12 protein-coding genes are annotated in these 16092 nt (G+C 64.0%); 1 reads left to right on the forward strand and 11 read right to left on the reverse strand.

Going from position 1 to position 16092, the window contains the following annotated elements:
* Positions 1-4: 4 nt before the first annotated feature.
* The 8 genes from glmM to ACW8PS_RS05225 form a co-directional block, all read right to left on the reverse strand.
* Positions 5-1348, reverse strand: a complete 1344-nt coding sequence (gene glmM, locus ACW8PS_RS05190) for a phosphoglucosamine mutase (protein WP_491526242.1) — start codon at positions 1346-1348, stop codon at positions 5-7.
* Positions 1345-2358, reverse strand: a complete 1014-nt coding sequence (gene folP, locus ACW8PS_RS05195) for a dihydropteroate synthase (protein ID WP_491526243.1) — start codon at positions 2356-2358, stop codon at positions 1345-1347. Before folP ends, glmM begins: the two co-directional genes overlap by 4 nt.
* A 24-nt stretch (positions 2359-2382) precedes the next feature.
* Positions 2383-3279, reverse strand: a complete 897-nt coding sequence (locus ACW8PS_RS05200) for a dihydroneopterin aldolase (RefSeq protein WP_491526245.1) — start codon at positions 3277-3279, stop codon at positions 2383-2385.
* A gap of 71 nt (positions 3280-3350) precedes the next feature.
* Positions 3351-4031 carry a cell wall hydrolase gene (locus tag ACW8PS_RS05205; protein WP_491526246.1) on the reverse strand — a complete coding sequence of 227 codons (681 nt, stop codon included), beginning with the start codon at positions 4029-4031 and terminating at the stop codon, positions 3351-3353.
* Positions 4032-4238: 207 nt separating this feature from the next.
* Positions 4239-6776, reverse strand: a complete 2538-nt coding sequence (locus ACW8PS_RS05210) for a putative PEP-binding protein (RefSeq protein ID WP_491526247.1) — start codon at positions 6774-6776, stop codon at positions 4239-4241.
* Between the two features lie 374 nt (positions 6777-7150).
* A complete protein-coding gene (gene glyS, locus ACW8PS_RS05215; protein ID WP_491526249.1) occupies positions 7151-9265 on the reverse strand; it encodes a glycine--tRNA ligase subunit beta in 2115 nt (704 codons plus the stop codon).
* A 1-nt stretch (position 9266) separates the two neighbouring features.
* On the reverse strand, positions 9267-9794 hold the full coding sequence (locus tag ACW8PS_RS05220) for a DUF6446 family protein (RefSeq protein ID WP_491526250.1): 528 nt from the start codon (positions 9792-9794) through the stop codon (positions 9267-9269).
* Entirely contained in the window at positions 9791-10738 is a 948-nt protein-coding gene (locus tag ACW8PS_RS05225; protein WP_491526251.1) for a glycine--tRNA ligase subunit alpha, read from the reverse strand. Before ACW8PS_RS05225 ends, ACW8PS_RS05220 begins: the two co-directional genes overlap by 4 nt.
* A 167-nt stretch (positions 10739-10905) precedes the next feature.
* On the opposite strand from ACW8PS_RS05225, the gene ACW8PS_RS05230 reads away from it, so the two are divergent.
* A complete protein-coding gene (locus ACW8PS_RS05230; RefSeq protein ID WP_491526252.1) occupies positions 10906-12654 on the forward strand; it encodes a serine protease in 1749 nt (582 codons plus the stop codon).
* A 176-nt stretch (positions 12655-12830) separates the two neighbouring features.
* On the opposite strand, the gene ACW8PS_RS05235 is transcribed toward ACW8PS_RS05230, so the two are convergent.
* The 3 genes from ACW8PS_RS05235 to ACW8PS_RS05245 form a co-directional block, all read right to left on the reverse strand.
* The gene (locus ACW8PS_RS05235) at positions 12831-14279 is read right to left on the reverse strand and encodes a TrkH family potassium uptake protein (RefSeq protein ID WP_491526253.1); all 1449 of its coding nucleotides are present in this window, start codon (positions 14277-14279) and stop codon (positions 12831-12833) included.
* 114 nt (positions 14280-14393) lie between these two features.
* Entirely contained in the window at positions 14394-15491 is a 1098-nt protein-coding gene (gene folE2 / locus ACW8PS_RS05240) for a GTP cyclohydrolase FolE2 (protein ID WP_491526254.1), read from the reverse strand.
* A 151-nt stretch (positions 15492-15642) separates the two neighbouring features.
* On the reverse strand, positions 15643-16092 hold a 450-nt coding region (locus ACW8PS_RS05245; protein WP_491526255.1), incomplete at its 5' end, for a glutamine amidotransferase-related protein.

Genomic DNA, 16092 nt, shown 5'->3' on the forward strand with positions numbered 1-16092 from the left:
CTGATCAAATGGCGGCCTCGACCGCTGCCACCACTTCGCCCACGACGTTTTCCAGCAGGCCCTGATCTTCGCATTCCGCCATCACCCGGATCAGCGGTTCGGTGCCCGATTTGCGGATCAACAGCCTGCCGGTGCCTTGCAATTGCGCCTCGGCCGCCGCAATCGCCGCGATTACCGCGACTGCTTCCAGCGGTGCTTGCCCATCCGCAAACCGGACGTTTTGCAATAGTTGCGGCACCGGTTCAAAGCTGCGCGACAGGGCGCTGGCCGGTTTGCCGGTGCGCACCATTTCGGCCAGAAATTGCAGCCCCGCAATCAGCCCGTCGCCGGTGGTGGCGTAATCTGTCATCACGATATGGCCGGATTGCTCGCCGCCCAGGTTGAGGCCGTGCTTGCGCATCGCGGCCACCACGTGACGATCGCCAACCGGCGTGCGGTGCAGCACGATGGAGCGGTCGGCCAGATAGCGTTCGAGCCCCAGATTGGACATCACCGTCGCGGCCAGCGTATGACCCTTCAGACGCCCCTCATCGGCCCAACGATTGGCAAACAGCGCCAATATCTGATCGCCATCGGCGATCTGACCCTTTTCATCGATCACGATCACCCGGTCGGCATCGCCATCCAGACAGATGCCCAGATCGGCCCCGGTTTCCAGTATCATCGCCGCCGCCGCCGCCGGTGCGGTCGATCCGACGCCATCATTGATGTTGAAGCCGTTGGGACTGACGCCAAGCGGGATCACTTCGGCCCCCAGTTCCCACAACACCTCGGGCGCGGCGCGGTAGGCGGCCCCGTTGGCGCAATCAACCACGACCTTGAGCCCATCCAGCGTAAGACCCGCCGGAAAAGTCCCCTTGACCCGTTCGACATAGCGAAAGCGGCCATCGTCGATACGCTTGGCGCGACCGATATTTTCAGCCTGGGCCGGGGTGATATCGGACAACACCAGGCGTTCAATCTCCGCCTCGGCCGCATCGCTGAGCTTGTAGCCATCGGGGCCGAAAAACTTGATGCCATTATCGGTGGCCGGGTTGTGGCTGGCCGAGATCATCACGCCGACATCGGCCCGCATCGAGGGCGTCAACATGCCCACCGCAGGCGTCGGCACCGGCCCGAGCAGCAGCACATTCATACCGGTCGAGGTAAATCCCGCCGTCAGCGCGTTTTCGATCATGTAGCCCGACAGCCGGGTATCCTTGCCGATCACCACGCGGTGGCCGGGGCTTTTGTCGCGCCGGAAAAAGCGCCCCGCCGCCGCCCCCAGTTTCAGCGCCATCTCAGCGGTCATCGGATCGGTATTGGCGCGCCCGCGCACCCCGTCGGTTCCAAACAGCCTGCGTGTCATGGTGCCCCTCTTTGCGCCGCGCGCCACAGCGCGATCATCTGCCTGTGCAGCTTTGTATCATGAACGCGCAGCATCTGAACCCCCTGCCCCAGGGCGTATAGGCCAATAGCAGCCGATGCAGCCCCCCTGTCGTGAGGATCGGGGATGCCCCCGATGCGCCCGATACCGGCCTTGCGCGAGACCCCCAGCAGAATGCCGCAGCCAAGCCCGTGAAACAGCGAAATGCGGTTTATCAGGGCCATGTTATGGGCATCGTTCTTGCCAAAGCCGATACCGGGATCGACCAGAATGCGGCCGCGCGGGGTGCCGGCGGCCTCGGCCACGCGCATTTGTGTTTCAAGACTGTCATAAACATCGAGCACGACATCGCCGTATTCGGGGTTTTGCTGCATCGTATCGGGCAGGCCCTGGGCATGCATCAGCGCCACCGGAGCCTGCGCCCGGGCCGCCAGCCGGGCCATATAAGGGTCAAAATGAAACCCCGAGACATCGTTGATCAGGCTGGCCCCGGCATCAAGGGCGGCGCGGGCGACGATGGATTTGCGGGTATCGATGGAAATGGGCGCGGTGACGCCCTGGTTTCGCAACGCGGCAATGACCGGGGCGGTGCGGGCGATTTCGGTGTCGACTGGGACTTCGGCGGCACCGGGGCGGGTGCTTTCGCCGCCAAGGTCGAGCATATCGGCCCCCTCCGCCAGCATGTTCTGCGCCTGGGCAAGCGCCTTGTCGGGGTCGTCAAATTCGCCGCCATCCGAGAAACTGTCAGGCGTCAGATTGAGGATACCCATGAGGCGGGGGCGATCCAGTGACAGCCCGGCAATGGCGGGCCTTGGGGCGGTCAGGCGGGCAAGGGCTGCCTGCGGCACCGCATTGGCGGGGATGATCCGGGGGGCGCGGTCGCGGGCCAGTTCCTCGACATGGGTGAACCAGGCCCAGGTGCCCGCAAGGCTGACAGCATGGGCCGGGCGGGCGGCGTCGATCTGAGGGATGGGGCGGTAATAGAGCGTCATATCCGGGGTCCTACAAGGCAGCGGTCAGGTGGCGGGCAGTTCGGTAATCTCGATCTTGTCCGAGGCTGGCACCGAGCCGCCAAGACAGATCATCTTTTCGGCGCGGAACTGACCTGCCAGCCACAGCGCCAGCGCCTCGCCCGTGGCGGATTTGGGGCTGTCGAAACTGTCCAGAACCAGCTTGGACGGGGCCCAGACCGACACAAGGCCATTGTTCAGCGCCCAGTCCAGTTCGGTGCGGCTGGCGGCAATGACGAAAGCCGGATCGCGGGCGGCCAGCGCCCAGGCGTTTTGTTCAATCTCCAGCAGGTCGATGCGGCGCTGCGCGGTGGCATCGCTGACCCGCGCCACCGGCAAGGCACCGGGGCCAACGCACAGGATCAGCGGCGCGCCCTGCCCGGTCAGCCGGTCGAGAGCAGCGCTCAGATCGGGGCGTTGCGCGGCTGCATCTGACAGATAGACCACCAGCGGGCGCGGTGTATCGGGGTCGGTCACCTGCCGGTCGGACGCACTGCGCACGATCTCGACCCCCAGAACATATGGCCCGCGATCCAGCTTTTCGATGCGCAGAAAACAGCGCGCCGCCAGCGGATGGGCCAGGATACGATCGGCGATGCGCGCGGCCAGCGTTTCCAGCAGGTTCAGCCGTTCGCCGGCCAGTTCGCCATCCACCGCCTCGCTGAGCGCATCATAAGACAGGATCCGGTCGACATCATCGGCACCATCTTCGGCCGCAGTTAGCACCTCGGCCACGATAGAAAAGCGCAGGCGCTGGATGATCCCGCGTTCCTGCTGAAAAGCCCCGATTTCAACGGCTCGCTCCAGACCCGTCAGGCTGATCCGGTCCAGGGCTACGCGGCCTGTGGTGGCCGACACGCGGTCAGCCAGCGGGGCAAAGGCAAGGGGGATTTCGTCAGACATGGGGCGCAAGCTGCTCAGGCTGGGGCTGTAACTCCTGCCTTTTAACAGCCGCCAGCGCGAATGAAAGCGCTTCAGGATGGCCGACGGTAAAACAGATGCACCCCGATCTGGGCGGTTTGCGGATAGACCTGCGCCCAGGACGGGTTGACCCAATTGGCATGGTAATTCGTGGCCCCACCGGTCAGGTTGCGCGGCCCGCCATCGATCATGATGCGGGCGATCTTGCCCAGGCGACGTTCAATCGCGGGTTCGGTCACCACTTCGGGGATGCCGTCGCAGGTATAGGAAAACTGACAGGCATTCAGCCGCCCGGTGCCTTCATAGACGACATCGCAGATATTGTCGGGGTAATCCGGGCTGTCGACACGGTTCAGAACGACCTCTGCCACCGCGAACTGGCCGGCGGTGATTTCGCCGCGCGCCTCGAAATAAATCGCTTCGGTCAGGCAGGCCCATTGCCGGTTGCCGCGCGCCCTTGGCATGGCGTCAAGTTCAGCTGCCGTATAGGGCGCATTGCCATCCGCCCTGCCGCCGCCTGCGGCCGATCCATTGCCCGAATAGGGGGCGCCAAGCGCCCGGACCCGGCCCGGGCTGAGCGCCCGCAGCGCCGAGCGTTCGGTGCCCATCACAGCAGCCAGCGTCGCGGTCAGGGAAAAGCCCGGGTCGGTCGAGGTGGATGCCACAACCTGGGCCTGCGCCGTTGCGCTGAACCAAAGCAATACCGATACCGCCACGCAAAAGGCGCGTTTCATACTCAAAGATCCCATTCTGGGCATCCCCCATCTGCCGGGGCTTCCGGCCTTCAACTCCTCAACATGCTGAAGCGTCCGACACGAGGAGCCGTCCAGCTACTGCACAATCTAGCGATCCCGGGTTAACAACCGCCCAACAGGGTGGGGCGGGTATGCGCACCAGAGAATCATTTCTCTGACAGGGTTAATGGCCGAGAATCGGGGCGATTATGTGTCGGAATCGGACAATGTTTGCGCATCTGCAACCGCAAGTTGTGCCGCCGCCAGCTTGGCCACCGGCACCCGGAAGGGCGAGCAGGACACATAGGTAAACCCGGCATCGCGCGAAAACGCAATCGAATCGGGATCGCCGCCATGTTCGCCACAGATCGAGAGCGTGATATCGGGCTTGACCGCCCTGCCGCGCGCCGCCCCCAGAAGCAGCAATTCGCCGACGCCGTCGATATCGAGCCGCTGGAACGGATCCTCGGCAAAGACACCCTGTTTGACATAGGCCGACATGAAGCGCCCGGCATCGTCGCGCGACAGGCCATAGGTCATCTGGGTGAGGTCGTTGGTGCCGAAGGACAGAAAGGCGCAATATTCGGCAATCTCGCCGGCGCGCAACGCAGCCCGCGGCGTTTCGACCATAACGCCCAGACGAAAGGCGAAATCCTGCCCGGTCTCGTTGCGCACCGCCGCCGCGATCGCATCGACCCGATCCTTGATCAGCTCTACCTCGCGCTTGGCGCTGACCAGCGGAATCATGATCTCGGCCAGCACCGGATTGCCCGCCTTGGTTTCGGCGGCGGTGGCCTCGAAAATGGCGCGCGCCTGCATCTCGTAGATCTCGGGCATGGTGATACCAAGCCGCACGCCGCGCATGCCCAGCATCGGGTTGAACTCCTGCAGGTTTTCGATCCGCGCGGCAACCCGGCTGACCGGCAGGTCCATGGCCTCGGCCAGCGCGCGGATACCATCCCGGTCGCCGGGCAGGAATTCATGCAAGGGTGGGTCTAACAGGCGGATGCAGACCGGTTTGCCCTGCATCAGCTGAAACAATTCGGTGAAATCGGCGCGCTGCATCGGCAGGAGACGGTCCAGTGCGGCGGCGCGCTCAGCGGCACCCTCGGCAAAGATCATCTCGCGCATCACGGTCAACCGGATGGGATCAAAGAACATGTGTTCGGTGCGGCACAGCCCGATGCCATCGACGCCGAACTTCAGCGCCAGGCGGGCATCTTCGGGAGTGTCGGCATTGGCGCGGATGCCGATGTCACGCGCCGCATCGGCCCATTCCAGCAGCGTCGCGAAGGCCCCGCCCATATTGGGCTCGATCATCTTTGCGGCCCCGACCAGAACCTCGCCGGAACTGCCATCGACGGTGATGATGTCGCCTTCGTGAAACACCTTTCGGCCCGGCACGGTCAGGGTTTTCTTGCGCATGTCGAGCTGCAATTGGATGGCCCCCGAGACACAAGGCACGCCAAGCCCGCGCGCAATGACGGCGGCGTGGCTGGTCATGCCGCCGCGTCCGGTCACGATGGCATCGGCGGCATGCATGCCGCGGATATCCTCGGGGCTGGTTTCACGGCGCACCAGGATGCAAGGCTCGCCCTGGGCGGCGGCGGTCTGGGCGGCGGCGGCGGAGAACACGATCTTGCCGGTGGCCGCACCGGGGGCCGCCGAGATGCCCTGCGTCAGCACGTCGCGCGCGCCGTCGGGGCTGATCTGGCGGTGCATCAACTGGTTGAGCGTGAAGGGCGCGATACGGTGCAGCGCCTCGTTGCGCGAAATGACGCCGGTTTCCGCCAGATCGACAGCGATGCGAACCTCGGCCCGGGCCGAACGCGGCACCTTCACCGCATCCAGAATTGCCAGCTTGCCCTCCATCAAGGTAAATTCGATCTGCATTTCCTCGCGCAGGCGCTGGCGCATGATCTGCCCGGCCTGACGCAGCGCGGCCACCTGATCGGGGCAGCGATCCTCCAGCGAGGGCCCGCGCGGATCCTGCTCGATGAACTGTGCGTCAACCTCACGCAGAGCGGCACGGCCCTGGCTTTGCGGCAGATAGCGCCCGGTGATCTGCGCCTCGCCGGTATCGGGGCTGACATATTGCACGACGCCGGCACCGGTTTCGCCGCGGCCAATGCTCAGCGCCATGCGCTGCACCACCAGCCCCAGACCGACATCGGCGGGCGCGCCCTTGGCCTGACGCAAAAGCCGGGCGGTGGTGCCCTCCCAGGCGCGCGCCATCGAGCGCAGCACCTCGGTCAACTGGGTCACGACATCCTGCGGGAAAGGCTCCTCCATCTCGTCTTCGAAATGCTGTTTGGCAATGCGCGGCGTGATCGGATCGGCAAAGAGATCCTCGTCCAGCCGCAGCACATCGACCGCATAGGTGCGGATGAAGGAGAGGTAGAGCGCATTGGCGGCGTCCTGGCCGTGATCGGCCGCAATGCGCGCCGCAACGGCATCGTTCATGCCGATATTGAGCACAGTGCCCGGCCCGCCCCAATCGGGCGATTGGCTGGAGGCGCGCACCGAAAGCAGATCGCCATCATCGAAGATCGCCGTCAATGCCGCGAAATCGGGCATGTCGCCCTTGGCCAGCCGACGCACCGCATTCCACGAAAGCGCCACCGATAACGGCACTGGCAAATCAAGACGCACCAACCGCTGCAGGCATTTCGCCCGGCTGCCATGCTGGTCTGCGGTGATCGCGGCGGTCGGCGTGATCAGGAGCATATCGGGCGGTTGCGGCATCGGTTTATATTGCACCTGCGAAGGGGGTTTTCGCGTGACCATACAGGGTTGCGACCGTGGGTCCAGCCTGTGATGCCGCAGGTGCGAAATTGCGGGTTCGGGTGTGGCCATGGGGTATTTGGGGGCGCTGCCCCCCGCCGCCCTTCGGGGCGACGCCCCCCGAGGTATTTTTGCCAGGATGAAAGCGAGAGGCGGGCGCGTTAAGGTTAATGGCGGATGAAGGCGGGGCCTGCGGCCGGGCCGAGTGGCGGCGACGGCGCGCAGGGGGGGGAGCGCGATGGCGGGGCGGTGCCCTGCAAACCCGGGCCGGGCCGGCTTTGGCGCAATGGTTCCGGGGCGTTGCGGATCGGGGCCGCGTTAACCTTGATTGCGGGTCAGCCTTCGATCATCGAGAGATCGGCGATGCGGGCGCAGGCGGCTGTGATTTCATGCAGCAGGTTGAGACGGTTGCGGCGCAGGATCGCGCTTTCTGCATTGACCTGCACTGCCTCGAAAAAGGCATCGATTGGTGCGCGCAGGCCCGCCAGTGCCATCATCGCGGCAGCGAAATCATCTTGTTCGAGCGCCGGGGTGACGGTGGCCTCGGCCTTGGCCAGGGCTGTGAACAGCGCCCGCTCTTCCTCGGTTTCGGCGAATTTGGCATCCGCCCCGTAGCGGTATTCGACGCCATCTTTCTTCTCGGCCTGGGCCAGGATATTGGCGGCGCGCTTGTAGCCCTGCAGGAGGTTTTCGCCATCATCGGATTGCAGGAAAGCGGAGAGCGCCTCGGCACGTTTCACCAGCAGGGTGAGGTCATCATTGCCGGGCATGGCAAGGCAGGCGTCGATGATGTCGTGACGGATGTTTTTATCTTTGAGATAGGTTTTGAGGCGGTCGTGGAAGAAGGTGAGGAGGTCGAGGTTTCGCGCAGGCCTCATGTCGGTCATTGATACAACGGTGGCCGCCTCGGTGTTTTCAGGCCGAAGTGTCGCCTCCCAATACTTAAACAAACGCAACAACCCCAACCGCAGCCCATTCTCCAACACCAACCGAATAACCCCCAAGGCCGCGCGCCGCAGCGCATAGGGATCTTTCGACCCGGTCGGCTTTTCGTCAATCGCCCAGAAGCCTGTCAGCGTGTCGATCTTGTCGGCCAGCGCCACGGTGACGGAGACCGGGTTGGTCGGCACATCGTCTGACGGCCCAAGCGGCGCATAATGTTCCTGGGCGGCGGCGGCGACATCCTTGCTGTAGCCTGCGGCACGGGCATAATAGCGCCCCATCAGCCCCTGCAGTTCCGGAAATTCATAGACCATTTCCGACGACAGATCGGCCTTGGCGATGCGGGCGGCCTGCTCACACTCATCGGGATCCGCGCCGACCATTGGGGCCAGTTCGCGCGCCAGCGCCGCGATGCGGGTTATGCGGGCGGCTTGCGTGCCGAGCTTGTTATGGAAGGTCACGTTTTCAAGCGCTTGCGTCCATTGCGATATGTCCGTGCTGGCCACGCGCAGATCGTTTTCCCAGAAGAATTTGGCATCCGACAGGCGCGCCGAAAGCACCTTGGAATTGCCCGCAAGGATGGTGGCGCCGTGATCGGCGGTGGCGCGATTGGCGACGGTGATGAAGCGTTCGATCCGCCCGGTTGCCGGGTTTCGGACCGAAAAGAACTTCTGGTGTTCGCGCATCGAGCTTTGCAGCACTTCGGGCGGCAGTTCGAGAAACTCCGCGCCGATTTTGCCCATCAGGACCACGGGCCATTCGACCAGCCCCGCGACCTCGGCCAGCAGGCCCTTGTCTTCGACCAGTTCAAGCCCGGCGGCAAAGGCCATATTGGTGGCGTCGTGCCAGATATGATCGGCGCGATCCTGCGCCGACAGGATCACATTGGCGCGCTTCAGCCGGGCGGTGTAATCCTCAAAGGAGGTGACCGGGAAAGACCCCGGTGCCATGAAACGGTGGCCTTGCGTCCTGTCGCCGGCTGCAATGCCATCGACATCGAAACCCACGATTTCGGTGCCGTTTTCATCGCTGAGAATGCAGAGGATGGAGTGCAGCGGGCGCACCCATTTCAGATTGCCCGTGCCCCAGCGCATGGATTTGGGCCAGGGGAAATTTCGGATCACGGTCGGGATCAGTTCGGCGAGGATGTCTTCGGCCTTCCGGCCCGGTTTCGTCACCGTGGCAAAATAGATCTGGCCCTTCTTGTCGTCGCGCAGCTCCAGCTGATCACGGGTCAGGCCGGTGGCGCGCAGGAAGCCCTCCAGCGCCTTTTCGGGGGCGTTGGCGCGGGGGCCTTTGCGGTCCTCGGTCAGGGTGGGGCTTTCGCCGGTCAGCCCTTCCACCGTCAGCGTCAGGCGGCGCGGCGTCGAGAACGCGCCGGCGCTGGCATAGGTGAGGCCCGCCTCGACCAACCCGTCAGTGACCAGTTTTTTCAGATCGGCAGCAGCGCGCGTCTGCATCCGCGCCGGGATTTCCTCGGAAAAGAGTTCGAGCAGCAGATCGGGCATGTCAGTTTCTTTCCGGTGGCGGCGGGCAGCCTTGCGGGGCAGGTTCACCTTCGTAGACGGCAGCGCCACATGGGTTGATCTGGTGCCAGGCATAGCCCTGCCCGGTTTCAGTGATCAACAAGATACGGTCAAAGCCGTAGACGTAATTGGCCTCGCCCAGATAGGCGCGCGCGGTGCCATCGGCCAGCGCATTGGACAGGGTTTCGGCGTCATAGCAGGTGAACCATCCCGGCGTGACCAGCGGCGTGGCACCCGGATAGGGCTGATAGGTCTGGTCCATCTCAGACAGGCTCAGCGGGGTGGTGAAACAGCCGCGAAAGCGCAGCGGCGAGGTGAAGGCGTCGATACCCTCGAAATCGGCGATCGGCAGCGGCTCGAGGATGCCCGCAAGCGTGGTTGCCCGGATCTGGGCCGCGGGCGCGTCGGCGGTCAGCGGCTCGTAATAGGCGCGGGTCTGGCTCCACCACAGGGCGGTGCCGAACACGAGGATGAAGAGCCCCATACCTGAGACCAGGACTTTACCATTCATGTCAAATTACCTTCTTTGGCGGAATACCCGCCCGCTTCGGTTGTCAGATAGGCATCGGCGCAGGCCCGGGTCAGCGCCCGCACCCGCCCGATATAGGCCTGCCGTTCGGTCACGGAAATAACCCCGCGCGCATCCAGCAGGTTGAAAAGATGGCTGGCCTTGATCGCCTGATCATAGGCGGGATGGGCCATCACGATGCGCTGCCCGGTCTTGGGGTCATCGGCCGCAGCCGCGAGGATGGCCTGACATTCGGCCTCGGCATCCTCGAACTGGCGCAACAGCGCGTCGGTATTGGCGATATCGAAATTGTAGCGGCTGTATTCCTGTTCGGTCTGGCGGAACACATCGCCATAGGTCATCGCAATCGGCGCGCCAGGGTCATTGAACGGCATATCCATCACGTGATCTGCGCCCAGCACATACATTGCCAACCGTTCCAGCCCATAGGTCAGCTCGCCCGAGACGGGGCGGCAATCATGCCCGCCGACCTGCTGGAAATAGGTGAACTGGCTGACTTCCATACCGTCGCACCAGACCTCCCAGCCCAGACCCCAGGCCCCGAGCGTGGGGCTTTCCCAATCATCCTCGACAAAGCGGATATCATGCAGGCCCATATCGATGCCGATGGCCTCGAGGCTGCCCAGATAGAGCGCCTGCAGATCCGGCGGCGAGGGTTTGATCAGCACCTGATACTGATAGTAATGCTGCAACCGGTTCGGGTTTTCGCCATAGCGCCCGTCGGTCGGGCGCCGCGAGGGTTGCACATAGGCCGCCGACCAGCCGCGCGGCCCAAGCGAACGCAGCGTGGTGGCCGGGTGAAACGTGCCGGCCCCCACCTCCATGTCATAGGGTTGCAGGATGGCGCAGCCCTGTGCGGCCCAGTAGGACTGAAGCCGCAGGATGATCTCCTGAAAGCTGCTTGGGGGGCGGGCAGGCTCGGCCATGTCGGTTCATCCGGGAGTTCTGAGAAGGCAGGGGTTCCATACGTGGCCGCTTTGGCAGGGTCAATTGGCGCCACCGGCAATTTTCTGCTGTGCCCCGGGGCCGGTCTGATAGAGTATCGCCGAAACGGGACGGGACCTGCCCGCCGAAAAGAAGGAGATTTGACCCGATGACCATGGCAACCCGACCGATTTTCCTGTGCCTTTTCTTTGTCATGGGCGTGGTATCTCTCATGGCTGGCCCGGCACGAGCGCAGGCGGATCGGGTCTGGCTGCAACTGGAGGCGCATCCCGATCTGGCCACCGCCGAGACCCGGGTGCGCGCCTATTCGCGGGTTCTGACAAACATCAATGGCTACAGCCTGCGGACGGGCTGGTATGCCATCGCGCTTGGCCCCTTTTCACCGGCCGAGGCTACCGCCGCGCTGAGCGCCCTGACCACGCAGGGCCTGATCCCGACCGATGCCTATCTGGCCGACCCCGATATTTACCGCACCCAGTTCTGGCCGATCGGAGTCAACAACCTGACCGGCCCGGCAACGCTGGCCCCCGTCGGCGTCACGGACGCGCCCGCCGCGCCGGTCGAACTGGCTGACGAAACGCTGGCCGAAGCGCGCAACTCCGAGGCCGCACTTGACCGCCCGGCCCGCGAGGCGCTGCAAATTGCGCTGCAATGGTTCGGGCATTACAGCGCCGGCATCGACGGTGCCTTCGGCCCCGGCACCCGCGGCGCAATGACCGCCTGGCAATCTGCGATGGGGCTGGAGGCGACCGGCATCCTGACCAGCCGCCAGCGCGCCTTGTTGCTGGATCTCTATCAGGCCGATCTGGACGCGCTCGGCATGGCGACAATCCGCGATGACCGCGCCGGGATCGAGATCGACCTGCCGCTGGCGATGGTCGAATTTGCCCGCTACGAATTCCCCTTTGTCCAGTTCGATGCGGTGGGCGGCTCCGGTATCCGCGTGCTTCTGATCAGCCAGCAAGGCAGCAGCACCACGCTTGGCGGTCTGTATGAGATCATGCAGACGCTGGAGATCGTGCCGCTGCAGGGCGAGCGCAGCCGCGATGCGGACAGCTTCATCCTGACCGGCCGGAACGAACGCCTGCGCAGCCATACCCAGGTGCGGCTGGAAGATGGCCAGATCAAGGGCTTTACCCTGGTCTGGCCGCCGGCGCGCGATGCGGCGATGGCCCGCGTGCTGCCGATGATGCAGGCCAGCTTTGCCACATTCGGCGGCACGCTCGACCCCGGCGCGGTTGATCCCGCCCTTGATCAGGGCGTCGACCTGATGGCCGGGCTGGACCTGCGCCGCCCGGCCTTGGCGCGCACCGGGTTCTATGTCGATGGCAGTGGTGCCGTGGTGACCACATCCGATGCCGTTGCCGCCTGCACCCGTATCCTGGTCGACAGCCAATATGAGATGAATGTTGCCTTGAATGACCCGGCCACCGGCGTCGCGGTGCTGCGCCCCACCCAGAGTCTGGCCCCCCGGGCCTATGCGGGATTTGCCCGGATCACGCCGCGCCTGCGCTCCGACATCGTGGTTGCGGGCTTCCCCTATGAGGGGGCGCTCGGCGCGGCCTCGCTCAATTTCGGCACGCTGCAGGCGCTGCGCGGCCTGAATGATGAGGCCGGTATCCAGCGCCTGGCGATGACAATCGAGCCCTCCGAGGCCGGCGCGCCGGTGCTCGATGGCACTGGGGCCGTGCTTGGCATGGTGCTGCCGGACCCCGGCACCGGTCGGGCGCTGCCCGACGGGGTCAGCTTCGCGCTCAGCGGCGATGGGCTGGCATCCGTTCTTGCGGCGGCGGGCATCGCGCTCAGCCAGGCACCCGAACGCGACCAGCCGCTTGGCCGCACCGGGCTGGCGCGTTACGGCATGGATCTGGCTGTGCTGGTGACCTGCTGGAACTGACCGCCCGCGCCCGCGCCACAAAACGCCACCGATGGGCCTGACCCGCCCCCTGGCCTTCTTTGCGCTTCAAATATCCATCTGACCTGACCAGCCGCACCGCCCCTCACGGCCCCTGCCCGCACAGAATAGACCAGGCAGCGCCCGGAAACCGGGGGCGAGTCGAACCCGCCTCAAGCTCAGGACCGCCAGAACTGCGCCGTAAACAGCACGAACACCGCCATCAGCTCCAGCCGCCCGATCAGCATTGCCGCCGACAGGATCCATTTGGCACTGTCATCGAGCGTGGAAAAATTGCCCGCCGGGCCAATCACCGGCCCCAGACCGGGCCCGATATTGCCAAGTGCGGCCGCCGCCCCCGACACTGACGTCATGAAATCCAGCCCGGTCAGCCCCAGCAGAATCGCAAACACCCCAAGCGTCACAAAGAACATCACAAAGAATGCCATCACCGAGGACAGCACTTCCTCAGACACCTTGCGCCCTTCATAGCGCGGCTCGAATATGCCATGCGGCGCATAAAGCCGTTTCAGCTGCGTCGAAATCGACGTCATCAACAACTGGTAGCGAAACACCTTGATCGAACAGGATGTCGACCCGGCACAGCCACCGATCAGGCCAATGAAGAAGAACAGCACCACCGCCTCGGCCCCCCATCTTTGATAATCGACACTGGCATAGCCGGTGCCGCTGATGATCGAGGTCACGTTGAAGATCGCCTCGCGCAAGCCGGATTCGAGATGGTCGCCATTGATCACCAGCCGGTAGATTGCGAAAAACACTGTCAGAACCAGGATCGTCGCCAGATAGGCGCGCGCCTGTGTATCGGCGAAAAACGGTCGCGCTGAGCCGCCGAGCATCTGCACGTAACGCACGAAAGGCAGGCTGGCGAGGATCATGAATAACGCGGCGGCATATTCCAGCGGCCCCTGAAACGCGCCGAACGAGGCGTCCGTGGTCGAAAACCCGCCCGTTGACACCGTCGTCATGGCATGGACGACAGCATCGAAAGCCGACATTCCAAGTGCTGCATATACGGCGGCGGCGGTGACCGTCAGGGCAAGGTAGATCACCGAGATCTGTTTGGCGATTTCGGCCGCGCGGGGCAGGATCTTGCCCATCGTCTCAAAGGCCTCGGAGCGAAAGATCTGCATGCCGCCAACCCGCAATTCGGGCAGGAACACCATGGCCACCACGATGATGCCGATACCGCCGAACCATTGCATCAACCCGCGCCACAGCAACAGCCCCTCGGGCAGGTTTTCCAGCCCCGTGAACACGGTCGACCCGGTCGTGGTCAGCCCCGACATCGCCTCGAAAAACGCATCGACATAGCGCGCCTCGGTGGCCCCGAAGACAAAGGGCAGCGCGCCAAAGACCGGCAGTGCCAGCCAGACGCCGGTGGTCAAGAGAAAGGTCTGCTGGATCGTCAACTGCTTTGCCACACCATTGGCGCAGGCCAGTGCCACCAGCCCGCCCGCCAGCGATGTCAGAACCGCGCTTTCGAAAAACGCCTGCCAGTGATGATTGCCCAGATACATATCCAGCGCCATCGGCACCAGCATGGTCAGACCGAGCACAAGGACCAGAAGGCCGATCACATATCCGACGGGGCGCGGGTCAAACATGGGGGCCACGGTTGGCCCGGCACCGCCGCCCTGTCAACTGCGGATGCGGTCAGATATGGATCAATTTGCGGAACACATATTCCGGTATCTGGTCGCGGGTCAGGGGCGCAAGGTTCAGCCGGTGTGAAACAGTGTCGAGAAAAGCTTGGGGTCCAGGCTGGCGGCGGCAAAGGTCTCGCCTTCGGTCAGCACCGATACGGCATCATGGCTGTGCAGGCTTTCCTGATGGCTGGCCACGATGCGGAAATCACCGATCCGGGCGTCGCCATGCAGCATCTGCGCAAACAGACGGGCGGCGTCCTCGACAAAAATCGGATTGGCGGCATTGAGTTCGGCAAAGGCCTGTTCATCCTCGCGCTTGACCATCACCTGGGTCTCGGTCGGCACGGCGGCGCGCGCCATGTCGATCAGATCCTCATACCACAGGCAGCGCGGGTCAGAGCTCAGCTCGGCCGAGATCCGCGCCACCGAGCGTTGCGAATGTGGCGTGGCCAACTGGCCGCGGATCTCGCGCGCATGTTCGGCAAGCTCCAGCGAACAGGGGCAGGTCGAGCTGTAGACATAATCCAGATGGACAATCTTGCGCCGCGCCCCGGCCTGTTCGATCAGTTCCAGCGCGATATCGTAATACTGGTAGCCCGAAAGGCCCGAGCGCAGGCTTTCAATGCGCATCGGAAAGGAAAACCGCATCTGGATTCGGGCGTCGAAACTGTCCAGATCAGCCTTGTAATCATCAAGTGCGGCTTCCATCACCTCAAAGCTGAACACGCTTTCGGCATGGTTGTAGAAGCTGCGCATGATGCGCGACATGTTGATGCCCTTCTTTTCCGCCTCCAGACTGACCGAGCCGGTGACCGAAGTTTCCAGAATCAGGTCGCTGCCATCGCGCCGGTGATAGCGAATGGGCAGGCGAAAATTGGAAATGCCGACATGCTGGATAACCCGTTTCTGGCCGCGAATAAGCGAGGCCGGGCCGTTTTGCAGATCCGGCAGCGTCGCTCTGTAGGCGGCATCGGCGATGAAATCCTCGGGGTAGTGCCGCGACAGGGTCGGATAATCGTCATGGTTGGGCAGATAGCGCGCCACGGCGGGATCAAGCGCTGCCAGATCCTCGGGCAAAGCGGTGCTGGCCCAGGCCTTCAGCACCTCGATGGCAGCGCGCGCTGCATCGGCGTCGGGCGCATCCGCGATATCGGCCAGATGGAGGTTCATGACACGCCCTTCCCTGTGCAAGCAATGCGCCAATATGCGCCACGCGGCCGGGTTTTCCAAGCCGCGCGTAAGAAATCGGCCCCGCTCTGCCGGTCGCAGCGCAGCCCTGGCGCGAAAATCGAAGTGAGCTGGCCAAGGAGAACGGGCCGCATCAAGCGGCGGCCCGGCGATAGCGGGTCACGAAATTGCGCAGGATCTGTTCGGGCACGGTGATATTCTCGGCCAGGCAGGCAGCGGTCAGCGCATCGGCCTCATCGGGATGAAAATAGCCCTTGTCGCGATAGATGCGGATGCGGGTGGCAAAGCTTTGGCCATTCGCCTCCGGGTGGAACTGCGTGGCATAGACATTGGTGCCATGGCGGATCACCTGAATCGGGCAGTTTTCGGCCGCCGCCAGATGCACCGCCCCCGGCGGCACATCCTGCACCGCCTCTTTATGGCCGACAAGCGCGCGGAAGCGGCGCGGCAGGCCCTGAAACAGCGGATCAGCCGCCCCGGCATCGGACAGGGTGCAATCGACGCCACCGATCGCTTCGCCATAACGGTGCTGGCTGACCTCTCCGCCCAGGTGATGCGCCAGGATGCCAAGCCCGTAGCAACA

This window comes from Alterinioella sp. (assembly GCF_058343375.1).

What these genes read in the sequence shown, in the direction of transcription:
- ACW8PS_RS05235 (WP_491526253.1), bottom strand. Translation starts at nt 14,279, where the DNA reads ATGTTTGACCCGCGCCCCGTCGGATATGTGATCGGCCTTCTGGTCCTT.
- ACW8PS_RS05230 (WP_491526252.1), top strand. Translation starts at nt 10,906, where the DNA reads ATGACCATGGCAACCCGACCGATTTTCCTGTGCCTTTTCTTTGTCATG.
- ACW8PS_RS05210 (WP_491526247.1), bottom strand. Translation starts at nt 6,776, where the DNA reads ATGCCGCAACCGCCCGATATGCTCCTGATCACGCCGACCGCCGCGATC.
- glmM (WP_491526242.1), bottom strand. Translation starts at nt 1,348, where the DNA reads ATGACACGCAGGCTGTTTGGAACCGACGGGGTGCGCGGGCGCGCCAAT.
- folE2 (WP_491526254.1), bottom strand. Translation starts at nt 15,491, where the DNA reads ATGAACCTCCATCTGGCCGATATCGCGGATGCGCCCGACGCCGATGCA.
- glyS (WP_491526249.1), bottom strand. Translation starts at nt 9,265, where the DNA reads ATGCCCGATCTGCTGCTCGAACTCTTTTCCGAGGAAATCCCGGCGCGG.
- ACW8PS_RS05220 (WP_491526250.1), bottom strand. Translation starts at nt 9,794, where the DNA reads ATGAATGGTAAAGTCCTGGTCTCAGGTATGGGGCTCTTCATCCTCGTG.
- ACW8PS_RS05205 (WP_491526246.1), bottom strand. Translation starts at nt 4,031, where the DNA reads ATGAAACGCGCCTTTTGCGTGGCGGTATCGGTATTGCTTTGGTTCAGC.
- ACW8PS_RS05225 (WP_491526251.1), bottom strand. Translation starts at nt 10,738, where the DNA reads ATGGCCGAGCCTGCCCGCCCCCCAAGCAGCTTTCAGGAGATCATCCTG.
- ACW8PS_RS05200 (WP_491526245.1), bottom strand. Translation starts at nt 3,279, where the DNA reads ATGTCTGACGAAATCCCCCTTGCCTTTGCCCCGCTGGCTGACCGCGTG.
- folP (WP_491526243.1), bottom strand. Translation starts at nt 2,358, where the DNA reads ATGACGCTCTATTACCGCCCCATCCCTCAGATCGACGCCGCCCGCCCG.